Origin of the sequence: Plantactinospora sp. WMMB334 (genome assembly GCF_049179095.1) — a bacterium.
Lineage (GTDB): Bacteria > Actinomycetota > Actinomycetes > Mycobacteriales > Micromonosporaceae > Plantactinospora.
The window spans coordinates 5779094-5792947 of the sequence record NZ_JBMHME010000002.1; the positions used below are offsets into that span (position 1 = coordinate 5779094).

General features: G+C 72.1%; 15 protein-coding genes. 2 read left to right on the forward strand and 13 right to left on the reverse strand.

All coding sequences use genetic code 11. The features are described 5' to 3' along the window. Positions 1-9: 9 nt before the first annotated feature. From ACN27G_RS24685 to ACN27G_RS24715, 7 genes are all read right to left on the reverse strand, one after another. Positions 10-735, reverse strand: coding sequence for a uracil-DNA glycosylase (locus tag ACN27G_RS24685; protein WP_421497445.1), 726 nt, complete (start codon positions 733-735; stop codon positions 10-12). Positions 736-856: 121 nt separating this feature from the next. Next, a complete protein-coding gene (locus ACN27G_RS24690) occupies positions 857-1546 on the reverse strand; it encodes a dienelactone hydrolase family protein (RefSeq protein WP_421495144.1) in 690 nt (229 codons plus the stop codon). Positions 1547-1752: 206 nt separating this feature from the next. Then, on the reverse strand, positions 1753-2763 hold the full coding sequence (locus ACN27G_RS24695) for an HAAS signaling domain-containing protein (protein WP_421495145.1): 1011 nt from the start codon (positions 2761-2763) through the stop codon (positions 1753-1755). Next, complete coding sequence (locus tag ACN27G_RS24700) at positions 2763-3095, reverse strand: PadR family transcriptional regulator (RefSeq protein ID WP_421495146.1); 333 nt, start codon at positions 3093-3095, stop codon at positions 2763-2765. The genes ACN27G_RS24695 and ACN27G_RS24700 overlap by 1 nt, the downstream gene beginning before the upstream one ends. Positions 3096-3127: 32 nt before the next feature. After that, positions 3128-4018, reverse strand: a complete 891-nt coding sequence (locus ACN27G_RS24705) for a cytochrome c oxidase assembly protein (protein WP_421495147.1) — start codon at positions 4016-4018, stop codon at positions 3128-3130. Further along, positions 4018-4602, reverse strand: coding sequence for a DUF2243 domain-containing protein (locus ACN27G_RS24710; protein WP_421495148.1), 585 nt, complete (start codon positions 4600-4602; stop codon positions 4018-4020). Before ACN27G_RS24710 ends, ACN27G_RS24705 begins: the two co-directional genes overlap by 1 nt. 168 nt (positions 4603-4770) lie before the next feature. Beyond that, positions 4771-6303 (reverse strand): DHA2 family efflux MFS transporter permease subunit, encoded by a 1533-nt coding sequence (locus ACN27G_RS24715; protein ID WP_421495149.1) that lies wholly within the window; start codon positions 6301-6303, stop codon positions 4771-4773. 169 nt (positions 6304-6472) lie between these two features. On the opposite strand from ACN27G_RS24715, the gene ACN27G_RS24720 reads away from it, so the two are divergent. Then, positions 6473-6952 (forward strand): MarR family winged helix-turn-helix transcriptional regulator, encoded by a 480-nt coding sequence (locus ACN27G_RS24720; RefSeq protein ID WP_421495150.1) that lies wholly within the window; start codon positions 6473-6475, stop codon positions 6950-6952. A 406-nt stretch (positions 6953-7358) separates the two neighbouring features. Here the strand turns inward: ACN27G_RS24720 and ACN27G_RS24725 are convergent, their stop codons facing one another. From ACN27G_RS24725 to eno, 6 genes are all read right to left on the reverse strand, one after another. Beyond that, positions 7359-8492: a low temperature requirement protein A gene (locus tag ACN27G_RS24725; protein ID WP_421495151.1), complete on the reverse strand. Its 1134-nt coding sequence runs from the start codon at positions 8490-8492 to the stop codon at positions 7359-7361. Positions 8493-8572: 80 nt separating this feature from the next. Beyond that, positions 8573-9583 (reverse strand): exopolyphosphatase, encoded by a 1011-nt coding sequence (locus ACN27G_RS24730; protein WP_421497446.1) that lies wholly within the window; start codon positions 9581-9583, stop codon positions 8573-8575. 139 nt (positions 9584-9722) lie between these two features. Continuing rightward, positions 9723-10253 (reverse strand): amino-acid N-acetyltransferase, encoded by a 531-nt coding sequence (locus ACN27G_RS24735; protein WP_421495152.1) that lies wholly within the window; start codon positions 10251-10253, stop codon positions 9723-9725. Next, on the reverse strand, positions 10250-10777 hold the full coding sequence (locus tag ACN27G_RS24740) for a DUF501 domain-containing protein (protein WP_421497447.1): 528 nt from the start codon (positions 10775-10777) through the stop codon (positions 10250-10252). Before ACN27G_RS24740 ends, ACN27G_RS24735 begins: the two co-directional genes overlap by 4 nt. Before the next feature lie 77 nt (positions 10778-10854). Next, positions 10855-11547, reverse strand: a complete 693-nt coding sequence (locus ACN27G_RS24745; RefSeq protein WP_421495153.1) for an FtsB family cell division protein — start codon at positions 11545-11547, stop codon at positions 10855-10857. Positions 11548-11614: 67 nt separating this feature from the next. Then, positions 11615-12898: a phosphopyruvate hydratase gene (gene eno / locus ACN27G_RS24750; protein ID WP_421495154.1), complete on the reverse strand. Its 1284-nt coding sequence runs from the start codon at positions 12896-12898 to the stop codon at positions 11615-11617. Positions 12899-13132: 234 nt separating this feature from the next. On the opposite strand from eno, the gene ACN27G_RS24755 reads away from it, so the two are divergent. Then, on the forward strand, positions 13133-13849 hold the full coding sequence (locus ACN27G_RS24755; RefSeq protein WP_421495155.1) for a hypothetical protein: 717 nt from the start codon (positions 13133-13135) through the stop codon (positions 13847-13849). Positions 13850-13854: the final 5 nt, after the last annotated feature.

Genomic DNA, 13854 nt, shown 5'->3' on the forward strand with positions numbered 1-13854 from the left:
CTGAGCCGCCTAGCGGAAATCGCCCAGCCCGGCCAGGCGCCGGGTCCGGGCGAACACCTCGTCCAGCATTGTCGGTGTGAGCCGCCCGGTAAAGGTGTTCTGCTGGCTGACGTGATAGCAGCCGAGCACCTGCGGGACGGCGTCGTCTCCGGACCAGTGTGCCCCATGGCCGAAGGCGGGTCGCGGGGTGGGCGGGCGCACCCCGTACACCTGGCGGAGCACCGGCCACCACGCCGCCCAGGCGAACGCGCCGAGCGCGACCACGACGCGCAGGGTCGGCCTGATCAGGTCGATCTCCCGGTGCAGCCAGGGCGCGCAGGTGTCCCGCTCCACCGGGGTCGGCCTGTTGTCCGGCGGTGCGCACCGGACCGCGGCGGCGATCCTCGTGTGCCGCAGGGCGAGCCCGTCGTCGGCGGCGACGCTGGTCGGCTGGTTGGCCAGGCCGGCCCGGTGCAGCGCGGCGAAGAGGACGTCGCCGGAGCGGTCACCGGTGAAGATCCGCCCGGTCCGGTTGCCGCCGTGCGCGGCCGGTGCCAGCCCGAGGATCACGATCCGGGCGTCGGCGACGCCGAAGCCGGGGACGGGGCGACCCCAGTACTCCTGGTCGCGGAAGGCGGCCCGGCGGACCACCGCGACCTCCTCCCGCCACGCGACCAGCCGGGGGCAGGCGAAACAGTCGGCGACCGCGCCGTCCAGCCCGGCCAGGTCGCCCACCCGCGCCGCGCGGGCGGACACCTCCCCGGGGGTACGCGACCGCCGGTCGGTACGCGACCGCCGGTCCGGCCCGGCGCCGGACGGCTCGCGGCCCTCCTCCGGGCCGGACGGCCGGCGCCCCGGTCCGGTGGGTCGGTGCTGCTCAGCCAAGCCGGGTCCGGAAAAGCTCCAGCGTGCGGGCCCAGGCGCTCGCGGCGGCCGGCTGGTCGTAGACCTCGGGCCGGTCGTCGTTGAAGAACGCGTGCCGGGTGCCCGGGTAGTCGTGGGCGACGCAGTCGCCGCCGGCCGCCTCGATCGCCTGCCGGGCCGCCTTGACCCCGTCGGCGGCCGAGGTGCCGTCCTCCTCCGAGCAGTGGATCACCGCGGCCTTGCCGGCGTAGTTCGACCACTCGGGACGCATCCGCTCCCACGGCAGTACGGGATAGAAGCCCGCGGTGGCGACGATCCGCTCGGAGAGCGTGGCCGACCAGAGCGCCAGGCTGCCGCCCGCGCAGAAGCCGACGCAGCCCACCTTCTCGCCGGTGACCTCGGGCCGCTCCACCAGGTAGTCGGCGGCACCGGCGATGTCCCGGGCGGCCTGGTCCATCGCCAGACCCATGATCAGCTTGCCGGCGTGGTCCGGCTCGGTGGTGGAGATCCCGTGGTAGAGGTCGGGCGCGAGCGCCACGAAACCCGCCTCGGCGAAGCGGTCGGCGACCGATGTGATGTGCGGCACCAGCCCCCACCACTCCTGGATGACGATGACCGCCGGACCAGTGGCGCCGGCCGCCGGCACCGCCAGGTAGCCCTCGCTGGTCCCCCCGTTGCTCCGGTAACTCACCATCTCGCCCATCGGTGGCCCTCCTGTCGGTCAGTCATCGTTGGCTGGTCGCACAGTTTCACCGCACCGAAATCCGATGGCCGGATCTTGCGTGCCGGGTGTTCGGGTAGCGTGCCACGCCCGAGCGGGGTACGGAAGCCAAGAGCGACGTGGCGTACACCTCCTGTTGCCGAGGTGTACGCCACGTCGTCGCCCGTCCGCCGGGCGGCGGCTACGGTTCAGTCGGTCGGGACGGGAGTGGGAGTGGGCCCACCGCCCGGGGTGGCCTGGCCGCCGCTCGGGGCGGCGGTCGGCGCCGCGCCCTCCGGGGTGGCCGCCGACTCGGCCGGCTCGGGGGTCGGCGGGGCCGAGGGCGAGTGGATCCGGAACGGCGCGTTCTGCGGGCAGTACGGGTAGGGCTGCCGCATCGGGTCGACGTGGTCCGGGCCGGGCTGGATCCGCTGCCACCCCTCGTCACACCACGGGCTGCCCAGCCGGATCGGCTCGCCGTTCTGGTCGAAGAGGCGTACGCCCTCCAGCAGCCGCCCCTCGCTGTCGTAGACGTAGACGTCCTGCACGCCGGAGTATTGATCGGTGTAGACCTGCTCGTACGGGATCGGCGCACCGCCACCGCCGGCCCGGCTGTCGAGCAGGGCGAAGCCGGCCAGGCCGAAGAGGACCAGCAGTGCCGTGCTCAGGTGCAGCACCACCCGGGGGCGCCGGCCCAGCCGGTCGGTGCGGCGGCCGAGCCAGATCGACCCGGTGACGGTGGCGGCGAGCATCAGCAGCGCGGCCAGGCCACTGCCGCCGAGCCGGGGCAGCAGCCCGAACGAGCCCCCGGTCAGCACCGCGGTGATCAGCATCGCGGCGAGGTAGCCGCGGACGATCCACCAGGCGGGGCGGAGCAGCCGGAGGAAGTCGCTGAGCCGGGCGTAGCCGAGGACCGGCCCGAGCCGGCTGTCGACGGCACCTATCCGGGCCCGGCCCCGGCGCACCGCCGCGCTGATCCGCTGGTCGAGGTTGGCGGCGGTGGCCGGCGAGCTGACCCCGGCGGCGGTGCGCAGCTCCATCGCGTACGCCTGGGGCGGGCCGAGCCGCTCGTGCAGCGGGCCCTCCCCCTCGGCGGCCACCTCGGCCAGGTGCTCGGGCAGGTCTTCGAGCAACTCGTCGCGGATTGCCGGCGGCAGGTCGGCCAGCGCCGCGCGGACCTGCCCGACGTACCGGGCGATCTCCTGCTCGGTCACGGTCATCAGGCTGCCATCCCCTTGTCGTCGAGCAGCGTGTCCATGGTGGTGGCGAAGGAGCGCCAGACCTTACCGGATCGGACGAGCTGGTCGCGCCCGGCCGGGTTGAGCGCGTAGTACTTGCGGTGCGGACCCGACTCGCTCGGCACCACGTAGGTGGTGAGCAGGCCGGCCTGGAAGAGCCGGCGCAGCGTGCCGTAGACCGAGGCGTCGCCGATCTCGTCGAGGCCGGCGGCGCGGAGCCGGCGCATGATGTCGTAGCCGTAGCCGTCCTCGTCCCTCAGCACGGCCAGGACGGCGAGATCCAGCACGCCTTTGAGCAACTGGGTCGTGTCCATGTCGGGATACTACTGTTCAATGCGTAGTACCGTCAACGCGCCACTACTCTGGGGCGGTCGGTGTGCGAACCGGGGCGGCGGCCGGCGCGGCCGTCCGGGTCGGGTTCCGGCCGGCGGTCCGCACCGCGCTCCGGACGCCAGGTGGCGACGAGGGCCGCGGCGAGCAGCAGTTCGGCGAGGTCGCCGCCGTAGTACATCAGCTCCGCTCCGGTGCGGACCTCGGCGGCGGGAGCGGCGATCCGGACCCAGTAGCCGCCGTACATCAGCTGCGAGACGACGGCGTGCAGCGCGATGGCGCAGCCGAGACAGACCAGCCGGGTGCGTACGCCGGGCCGGGCCGGTGCGGGATCGGGACCGGCGATGGCGTGGACGAAGAGGCATCCGGCGAGCAGGAAGTGCAGGTGCAGCAGCCAGTGCCCGGCCGGCCGGGCGGTGATCGTGTCGAAGAGCGGGGTGAAGTAGAGCAGCGCGAGGCTGCCGGTGGAGAGGAGCCAGGCGGGTGCCGGATGGGTCAGCACCCGGGCGGGGGCACTGTGCAACACCGCCGCCAGCCGCCTGCCGTGCGGGGCGGGCAACGTACGCAGCAGCAGGGTGACGGGGGCGCCGAGCACCAGGGCGAGCGGGGCGTACATCCCGACGAGCAGGTGCCCGAGCATGTGACCCCGGAAGTCGGTGTGTCCGAAGGTGGCGAGCGGCGGCAGCAGCCCGACCGCCAGCAGGAGCAGCCCGGTGAGGAAACCGGCGGTACGCCACCGGCTCCAGCCCCGCGCCGGGTTGCGCCGCCGGGCCCGACCGGCCAGGTGCAGGTAGCCGGCGGCGCAGACCAGCAGCACGAGCGCGGGCAGCAGAACGGCGGCGGGCGGCAGGACCGGGAGGAGACCGCCGCCCGCACCGTGTCCCGGCACCGGGTGGTCGTGGTCCATCAGCCCTCCCGTCGAGATCCCCCGGGCATCCCGGTGGCCGGGTGCCGGCCGGCGGGCGGCTCGGGGTCGACGGAGCGCCCGCCGCGCTGGAGCAGCCAACCGCCGGCGACCAGCAGCGCGCCCAGGACCAGGAAGGCGATGTCCCACCAGAGCTGGTGGTCGCCGCCGTAGACGTGGTGGATGCCGAGGATGTGGTGGTCGAGGATGCCCTCGACGAGGTTGAAGAGGCCCCAGCCGACCAGGATCCAGCCCCAGAGCACCCGGGACGTCCAGACCCGGCGACGGTGGTGGGTGACCCGGGAGTAGAGGACGGCCAGGCCGATCAGGACGGCGAGCCAGCACACCGCGTGGAAGATGCCGTCCCACACCGTGTTCATCTCCAGCCCGGGGACGGTCTCCGGGTTGTAGTACCTGACCCCGACGTTGTCGCTGTCGGTGCCGGTGAGCATGTGGTGCCACTGCAGGATCTGGTGCAGCAGGATGCCGTCGACGAACCCGCCCAGTCCCACCCCCAGCACGATTCCGGGTAGCTGGAGGCTGGCCGGCCTGATGTCTGTTCGCGCATCGCCCGCGCTGGTGGCCATCGGTTGCCTTCTCCGTTCCGTCCGTGCCGCGCTGCGGCTTCGCACCGCATCGCGGCTTTTTCGCGGCAGGGCGTACCCGGACAGGGCGGGGATAATCACGCAGACGGCGAGGCCCTTCCGCCGACCGACGGAAGGGCCTGGTGACCGCTGGGGTATCGCGGGCCGTGGTCAGTGCATGGCCACCGGGACCGGCGTCTCCCCCGGCTCCGGGACCGCCGGCTCGATCCGCCTGCGCGGCAGCAGCAGCGCGGGGATCACGCAGAGCACGATCAGGACCAGCGCGATCACGTACGTCTGGCCGAAGGCGTCGGCCAGCGACGACTGCCCCTGGGCGAGTACCTCCGGCGGCACCTGCTCCGCCGGCACCTGCCCCTGGGTCACCGCCGTGTACGCGGTGGCGGCCGGGTTACCCAGCACCTGGTTGGTGAGGACCACGGACATCACGGCGGTCCCGATCGAGCCGGCGGTCTGCTGGACGATGTTCATCGTCGTGGAGCCGCGGGCCACCTGCTGGTGGGTCAGGCTGGCCATCGCGGCGGACATGATCGGCATCATTGTCATGCCCATCCCCAGGCCCATCACGAAGAGGCCGCCGAGGAGCAGCAGGTAGGAGGTGTCGGCGGTGATCTGCGTGAAGGAGCTGAGCCCGACGGCGATCACGACGATCCCGGTCAGCACCATCCGGCCCGGCCCGGTCCGGTCGGTGAGCCGACCGGCGATCGGCATGGTGAGCATCGCGCCGATGCCCTGCGGTGCCAGCAGCAGGCCCGCGTCCAGGGTGCCCTCGCCGCGCACCTGGAGGAAGTAGCTGGGCAGCAGCAGCATCGCGCCCATGAACGCCACGGTGAAGAGGGTCATCGTGACGACCGCGGTGGTGAGGTTGCGGTTCCTGAACAGCCCGAGGTCGATCAGCGGGTGGTCCTTGCGCAGCGCGTGCAGCACGAACGCGATGATCAGGACCAGACCGGTGATCGCCGGGACCAGCACCTTGGCGGCGGCCACGGTGCCGGCCTCCGGGATGGAGGAGGCACCGTAGAGGAAGAGCGCGAGTCCCGGCGAGAGCAGCAGCATGCCGACGAAGTCGAAGGACTCTGCGGGGTGCGGCTCGTCCTTCGGCAGCACCCGCAGGGCCAGCAGGAAGGCGACGAGGCCGACCGGCATGTTGATCAGGAAGATCCAGTGCCAGGACGCCGCCTCGATCAGCCAGCCGCCCAGGATCGGCCCGCCGATCGGGCCGAGCAGCATCGGTACGCCGAGCACGGCCATCACCCGGCCGACCCGGTGCGGTCCGGCGGCGCGGGTCATGATCGTCATGCCGAGCGGCATCAGCATGCCGCCACCGAGACCCTGGAGTGCCCGGAAGACGATCAGCGGGCCGATGTCCCAGGCCACGCTGCACAGCGCCGAGCCGGCGAGGAACAGCACCAGGGAGAGCAGGTAGAGGCGCTTGGTGCCGAACCTGTCGGCGGCCCAGCCGGTGACCGGGATCACGGTCGCCAGTGCCAGCGTGTAGGCGGTCATCGTCCAGGCGACGGTGGCGTAGCTGGCGTCGAACTCGCGCTGGAAGGTGGGCAGGGCGACGCTGACCACGGTGACGTCGAGGATCGACATGATGGCGCCGAGCACCACCACGCCGGCGACTTTCAGGACGGCGGGATCGAGCTTGTCGCTCCCGGCATCAGGTTGGACGGCCACGGACATGCCGGCTCGCTCCTTCTCCCCGTAGATAAAGTTAGGCCGACCCTAACAGTTCGGCTCAAGCGAAGTATTTTGGGTGGGCATGGTGCCTGGTAGCCTCCGCAGACCGCGCAGGCGCCGGGCGGGCGTGGTGAGCGACGGCGAAGTGCCGTCCAGGTGTCAGGAGGCAGCGGTGAGTGACCGGGAAAATCTCATCGCGCAGATCATGGATGCGCAACGTGAGATGCAGCACCACTTCGCCAACGACCCGGCGAACCCGCTCTTCACCCTGCACCTGACGCTACCGCAGCTCAAGGCGCTGCTGCTGCTCTCCGCACACGGCAGCATCGCCGGTCAGGAGCTCAGCACCGCGATGGGCGTCAGCCTGGCCACCATGACCGGCATGGTCGACCGGCTGGTCGCGCAGGGCCTGGCCACCCGCCGCGAGGACCCGCACGACCGCCGGGTGCGCCGGATCGAGCTGAGCGGGCCCGGGCGGGACCTGGTCGACCGGTTCGTGACGGCGGGCACGGAGAAGATGCGCCGGATCCTCGCCCGTCTCTCCGAGGACGACCTGCGTGCGCTCGCGCGCTGCGGCGCGCTGCTGGCCGGCGCCATGGCCGACGACCGCGACCCACCGGCGGGCGGCTGCCTCCCGTTCGCGATCAGCTGACGCCCGCCCCGTAGGCATACCCGACCAGATCTCGACGATCTGTTGTCGTTCCATGCGCAAGAAGTCGTCAAGATCTGACGCCCGACATCGACGTACCGGATCTTGCCGGGCGGCTGGCGGTGGCCACGCGGGCGACGGACGACGGACGCTCACCGCGGCTCAACCGGATCCGCAACCGGCTGCTCCTCCTCGCGCCCATGGTGTGGCAGGAGATTTTCCGGCCGGCGCCCTGCCGACCGTCCACGCCGCCACCAGCCCGGAAGCCGAGGGTGGCGGCTGTCACGGGCCGGATGGGTTCGGCGAGCTCAACGGCGGGCCGGCACCGGCGGGGCTTCCCGACCGGGCCCGGCACGAGGCGGTCGCGGCCAGGCTCTGGGACGTGTCGGAACGGCTGACCGGGGGTGACCTACCCCGATCCGCGACGGCCTCCCGGCTGAGCCGCCGGGCGGTGCCGAATGATCGCCTCCTCCAGCAGGTTGACGACGACGATCACGACGGACAGTCCGGCGAGCGCGATCATGGCGGGCATGTGGAGCGCGAGTGGCCACACGGCCAGGCAGGCGACTGCCGCACCGATCCGGCGCCAGGCAATCTGCCGGTGGATGCGCCAGTGCGTGTAGACGAAGGTGCCGACGAAGAGGGCGCAGCCCGCGCAGAGCAGCCATGCCTCCCCCTTGGGCAGGGGTTTCACCGGCGCCGAGACCACCCCGGCCAGGCCACTCGCGGTCAGGATGATCGCGAAACCGAACGAGAGGTGTCCGTGGACCAGGACGGACCGGCGGATGTCCACCGCGTCGGGGCGCTCCAGCGCCTCCCGGAAGGCTCGCCCGCCATAGATGAAATACACCCACCACAGCCCGCAGACCAGGGTGAACGCGATGCCCACCGTGGTCATCCGGACGGGAGTGAGGGTAAGGGCGCTGGCTACCATGCCGACCTGGATGATGGACTCGCCCAGCACGAGGATGATCAGCAGTCCGTACCGATGCGCGTAATGCGCCGGTCGGACCGGTGCCCTGGCCAGGGCACGGCGGGCGATCCACGGTCCGGACATGTCGATCAACGCGGCGATCCCCCAGAGCATGGGCCGGGCGGTGCCACCGACGAAACCACCCGCCAGTTGCAGTGGGCCGGTGACCAGGCCCACCCCGTACGGTCCCGAGAAGACCGCACGCGTGGCCCGGCGGTTGCGCAGCGCCAGTACGGCCAGCAGCACCCGGATCGCCAGATACACGACGACCAACGACAGGGCACGGTCGCCGTACGCATCGGAGATCATCAGTGCCAGCAGCAGGTTGCCCAGGGCGAGGGTGAACAGGCCCAACCGGTCGACGGCGTTGTTGATGTCGCGCTGGTCGGTGTGATAGGTGGCGGCGACCCAGCTCCAGTAGATCAGGGCGAACAGGATCAACGCGCGGACGATGCCGCCCCAACTGTGATCGCCGTGCAGCACCTGCGAGAGCTGGATGAGTGCGAACACCAGGGCCAGGTCGAAGAAGAGTTCTTCCCAGGTCACCCCGGGTTCCGCTGGCGGCCGCACCGGCACACGGTAGCCGGGATGCGAGCCGTCATTTCCCGTTTGACGCAATCGCCCGTGGCCGTGGCCGTCAGGCCCGATGCCTATCCGGAGGTCTGGGCGAGGCTCCAGGCGATGCCGTCGAGGATGTCGTGCTCGCTGGCGATCACCGACGTCATCCCGGCCCGCTCCATGATGATCCGGAGGATCAGCGCACCCGCGCCGATCACGTCGGCCCGGCCGGGGTGCATCACCGGGATGGTCAACCGCTCGGCCACCGACCGGGCCAGCAGGTCGGCGGTCGCCTTGGCCACCTCCGCGTACGACAGCCGGGCGTGGTGGATCCGGTCGGGGCGGTACTCCGGCAGGCCGAGCGCGATCCCGACGACCGTGGTGACCGAGCCGGCCACCCCGATCAGGGTCGCGGCCTCCCGCCCCGGCACCGCCGAGAGCGCCCGGTCCACCACGGCGGTGATCTCCGCCTCGGCCGCCGCCACCTCCTCCGGCGTCGGCGGGTCGCCGTGCAGGTGCCGTTCGGTCATCCGGACGCAGCCGATGTCCATCGACACCGCCGCGTCCACCGCCGCCACCGAGACCGCCGCATCGCCGTTCGCCACCGACACCGCCGCGTCCACGTCCGCCGCACCCCCACCGGTGGGTCGGCCGCCGACCACGAACTCGGTCGACCCCCCGCCGATGTCCACCACCAGGTACGGCGCGGCGACATCGGCACCGAGCCCGCGTACGGCGCCGATGAAGGAGAGCCGCGCCTCCTCGTCGCCGGTCACCACCTCGGGCTCGACGCCGAGCGTGTCCACCACCATGGAGCGGAACTCGCCGGCGTTCTGCGCGTCCCTCGACGCGGAGGTGGCGCACATGCGCACCCGGGCCACGCCCAGCGACTCGATCCGGGTCGCGTACCCGATCAGCACCCGCCGGGTCCGCTCCAGCGCCTCCGGCGCCAGCCAACCGGTCCGGTCGAGGTCCTGGCCGAGTCGGACGATCTCCATCCGGCGGACCACGTCGACCAGCCCGGCGTCCGGGCCGGCGGAGGGCTCCGGCAGGTCGGCCACGAGCAGACGGATCGAGTTGGTCCCGCAGTCGATCGCGGCCACCCGGTCGCGCCCCGTTCGCGTCGTCACGCCCACCAGCCTACCGATCGGCCCGAGGGCGGGCCGGGGCGCGCACCTCGGCTGCTCGAGGTGTTAGGAGGGGGCCCTTCTTCTACAGAAAACGATAAGCGGGGGCCCTTCCTTACAGGCGTAGCACCATGCGGACGTTGCCGAGGGTGTTGGGCTTGACCCGTTCCAGGCCGAGGAATTCGGCGACGCCCTCGTCGTACGAGCGGAGCAGTTGCTCGAAGACCGCCGGTGGCACCGGTGCGCCGTCGATCTCGACGAAGCCGAAGGTGGCGAAGAACCGCGTCTCGAAGGTGAGCACGAAGACCCGGGCCACACCCAGCTCCCGGGCGGTGGTCAGCAGCTCCGCCACGATCCGCTGGCCGATCTTGCGGCCCCGGTGCGCCGGGTGCACCGCCACGGTGCGGATCTCGGCCAGGTCCTCCCACATGACGTGCAGGGCGCCGCAGCCGACCACCGTGCCGTGGGAGGGGTCGACCGCGACCCAGAACTCCTGGAGGTCCTCGTAGAGCGTGACGGTGGCCTTGCTGAGCAGCAACCGCTCGGAGCTGTACATGTCGATCAGCTCCCGGATGCCCCGTACGTCGGCGGTCCTCGCCCGCCGGATGATCAGCTCCGCCGGCACCGGCTCGGCGGGCCCGGTCATCCGGTCGGCTCCGCCGAGCGTGCCGGCCCGACCGGCCGCACGCAGGGGCCGTCGGCCCACCACGGCTCCAGCAGCTCCAGCACCTCGTCGCCGAACGGGTTGACGCCGGGGCCGGCGGCCAGCGAGTGCCCGAGGTGCACGTGCAGGCACTTCACCCGTCCCGGCATGCCACCGGCCGAGATCCCCTCGATCTCCGGCACCCGACCGATCGCCTCCCGCCGGGCCAGGTAGTCGCGGTGCGCCGCCAGGTAGCGCTCGGCCAGCTCAGGGTCGTCCGCCAGCCGCTGTGCCATCTCGCGCATCAGCCCGGCGGACTCCAGCCGGCTGCACCCGGCCACCGCCCGGGGACAGGTCAGGTAGAAAAGGGTCGGAAACGGCGTACCGTCGGCGAGCCGTGGGGTGGTCTCCACCACGTCGGGTCGACCGCAGGGGCAGCGGTGCGCGACGGCCCGGGTGCCGCGCGGGGTCCGGCCGAGCTGGGCGGCCACCGCCGCCAGGTCGGCGTCGGTGGCCGGCTCCCGCACCGGTGCCGGTGCGCCGGCCGCCGCCGACCCCGCGTCCCGCCGACCCGCACCGGGTACGCCGACCGCCTCCGGTCGGCTCACCGGCCGGCCCGATCCGGCTCGTTGGCCGCCTGCACGCTGGACCAGAGGGTGTCGTACCAGGGCTCCGGAGCCCGTTCGGCGGCCGTCGGGTCGATCCCGGCGTCCCGGGCGGCGCCCTCGTGGTCGGTGAGCACCACCAGCGGCGTCTCGCCGGGAACCACCATGTAGAAACGCTCCCGGGCCTGGATCTTCACGTATTCCGGATCGTCCCAGAGCGCCGCCTTCTCGGTGAGGTCACCGATGTGCTCCCGCTGCGCCTGCTGGGCGGCCTCGATCCGGGCGATGTCCGACTGCTGGTTGAGATAGATCCGGACCGGATAGGTGTAGGCGAGGGCGAGCGCGACGAGCACCCCGGCCAGGACGGTCGCCCGGCCGGTGTAGCGCCGGGGGTGCTGGGCGTAGGTGCGCTTCACCGTCCGGGCGGCGACGGTCCGGCGTGCCGCCGCGGGCCGGCTGCCCGAGCGCGTCCCGTCGGCGCCCCGGGCGGAGCCGCTGCCGCGGGCGGCACCCGCGCCCCGGGAGGCGCCGGTCGACCGCGCCGACCCGGTCGGCCGACCCTGGCGTGGCTCCGACCGGGACGCGGCGTCCCGGGAGGTCGTCCGGCCCGTCCGGGGCGTACCGGCCCGGCCGCCAGCGCGGTCCGGTCGCCGGGCCGGACCCTGCCCGCTCGGCGTACGGCGTTGCGTCATCGCCGTCGCCCTCCTCCCCCGAAGGCTCGACCGTCAGTTGTAGCTGATCGTGAGTTGGACTCGACCGTCAGTGGGAACGGTAGCGCGGGAAGGCGCTGGTGCCGGCGTACCGCGCCGCGTCGGCCAGCTCCTCCTCGATCCGCAGCAGCTGGTTGTATTTCGCCACCCGGTCGGAACGGGCCGGCGCGCCGGTCTTGATCTGGCCGCAGCCGGTGGCGACCGCGAGGTCGGCGATGGTGGTGTCCTCGGTCTCGCCGGAGCGGTGGCTCATCATGCACTTGAAGCCGGCCCGGTGGGCCATGTCGACCGCCTCGAAGGTCTCGGTGAGCGAACCGATCTGGTTCACCTTGACCAGTACGGCGTTCGCGGTCTGCTCCGCGATCCCCCGGGCGATCCGCTGCGGGTTGGTGACGAAGAGGTCGTCACCCACGATCTGGATCCGGTCGCCGACCGAGGCGGTCAGGCCGGCCCAGCCGGACCAGTCGTCCTCGGAGAGCGGATCCTCGATGGAGACGATCGGGTAGTCGTCGGCGAGCTTGTGGTAGTAGGCGGTCATCTCGTCGGCCGTGTTGCTGCCGCCCTCGAAGGTGTAGACCCCGTCGGAGAAGAACTCGGTGGCGGCGACGTCGAGCGCGAAGACGATGTCGGCGCCGAGCCGGTAGCCGGCCTTCTCGACGGCCTCGGAGATCAGGTCGAGCGCGGTGGAGTTGGTCGGCAGGTCGGGCGCGAAGCCGCCCTCGTCACCGAGGCCGGTGGCCAGGCCCTTCTTCTTCAGCACCGACTTGAGCGCGTGGTAGACCTCGGCACCCGAGCGCAGCGCCTCCCGGAACGAGGGCGCACCGATCGGGGCGATCATGAACTCCTGCACGTCGACGTTGGAGTCGGCGTGCGCGCCACCGTTGAGGATGTTCATCATCGGCACCGGCAGCAGGTGCGCGTGCGGCCCGCCCAGATAGCGGAAGAGGCTCAGCTCGGCGCTGCTCGCCGCCGCCTTGGCCACCGCGAGGGAGACGCCGAGGATGGCGTTGGCGCCCAGCTCGGACTTGTCGTCGGTGCCGTCGATGTCGAGCATCTTCTGGTCGATCAGCCGCTGCTCGCTCGCCTCGTAGCCGACGAGCTGGTCGACGATGCGGTCCTCGATGTTGCTGACCGCCTTCTCCACACCCTTGCCGTTGTAGCGCTGCTTGTCCCCGTCGCGCAGCTCGATCGCCTCGAATGCCCCGGTGGACGCGCCGGACGGCACGGCGGCGCGGGCGACCGTACCGTCGTCGAGGCCGACCTCGACCTCGACGGTCGGGTTGCCGCGCGAGTCGAGAATCTCCCGGGCGACGATTCCCTCGATGGTGGCCACTGTCCTGCTCCTCAGAATCGAAGTCTATCCATCGGCAGCCGATGGTGGTCGTCCCCGTCGCGACGGTGCGGCGCAGGCTCCGCAGGGCAGCCTATCGGGCCGCCCCGGCGCTCCGGGCGCTGCCTCCGGGGCCCGGTGACGATCCACGCTCCAGTGGTGACATCTGCGGATATCCTTCACAGTACGTGGGAACCGGTTTGCGCGGGCTCGGCCCGATCGACAAGGCTGTGGGCCATGCCGGCTGTGTCGATCTCACTCCGGGTACTCGCGGGGGCGATCATTTCCGTACTTACCGTTTCCGGGTGCCAGACCCTGGACGATGCCGGCCGGGTGATCGGCCGGGCCGACCTGGTCAACGACCTCGCCGCCCGGCTCGACAAGTCCACCGAGCTCACCTACTCGGCCGACTACCAGCTCCCCGGGGGGCGGAGCGCCTCGATCTCGCAGTCCCAGGATCCGGTGCGCGCGGCGTACACCTATCCCGGCGGCAAGCTGACCGTCACCGCCGACGCGACCACGGCCTGCGACACCCGCGCGAAGAAGCCGACCTGCACGCTCGACCCACCCCAGGCGACGAACACCAAGCCGTCGCTGACGATCTTCACGGAGATGAACAGGCGGGGCCTGGTCTCGCCGCCGGTGGTGATCGGCCTGCTCACCGCCGCCGCGATCGATCCCGACGCGGCGATCAGGCAGTACGACACCACCGTCGCCGGGCGGCACGCCACCTGCGTGGAGGTCGGCCAGCTCAGCGACGCACCCGCCACCGGCTTCGACGCCTGCATCACCAGCGAGGGCGCGTTGGGCAGCTTCACCGGTACGGTCGACGGCACCGACATCGAGGTGGCGCTGAGCCGCTACCGCGACGCCGTGGAGAAGAACGCGTTCGACCTGCCGCCCGGCGCCGGGCTGGTCGACCGGCGCGGCACACCGAGCCCGTCGCCGGAGTGACGCGG

Coding starts and splice junctions, on each gene's coding strand:
- ACN27G_RS24745 (WP_421495153.1), bottom strand. CDS start 11,547: ATGACGCAACGCCGTACGCCGAGCGGGCAGGGTCCGGCCCGGCGACCG.
- ACN27G_RS24700 (WP_421495146.1), bottom strand. CDS start 3,095: ATGGACACGACCCAGTTGCTCAAAGGCGTGCTGGATCTCGCCGTCCTG.
- ACN27G_RS24755 (WP_421495155.1), top strand. CDS start 13,133: ATGCCGGCTGTGTCGATCTCACTCCGGGTACTCGCGGGGGCGATCATT.
- ACN27G_RS24690 (WP_421495144.1), bottom strand. CDS start 1,546: ATGGGCGAGATGGTGAGTTACCGGAGCAACGGGGGGACCAGCGAGGGC.
- ACN27G_RS24715 (WP_421495149.1), bottom strand. CDS start 6,303: ATGTCCGTGGCCGTCCAACCTGATGCCGGGAGCGACAAGCTCGATCCC.
- ACN27G_RS24695 (WP_421495145.1), bottom strand. CDS start 2,763: ATGACCGTGACCGAGCAGGAGATCGCCCGGTACGTCGGGCAGGTCCGC.
- ACN27G_RS24710 (WP_421495148.1), bottom strand. CDS start 4,602: ATGGCCACCAGCGCGGGCGATGCGCGAACAGACATCAGGCCGGCCAGC.
- ACN27G_RS24705 (WP_421495147.1), bottom strand. CDS start 4,018: ATGGACCACGACCACCCGGTGCCGGGACACGGTGCGGGCGGCGGTCTC.
- ACN27G_RS24735 (WP_421495152.1), bottom strand. CDS start 10,253: ATGACCGGGCCCGCCGAGCCGGTGCCGGCGGAGCTGATCATCCGGCGG.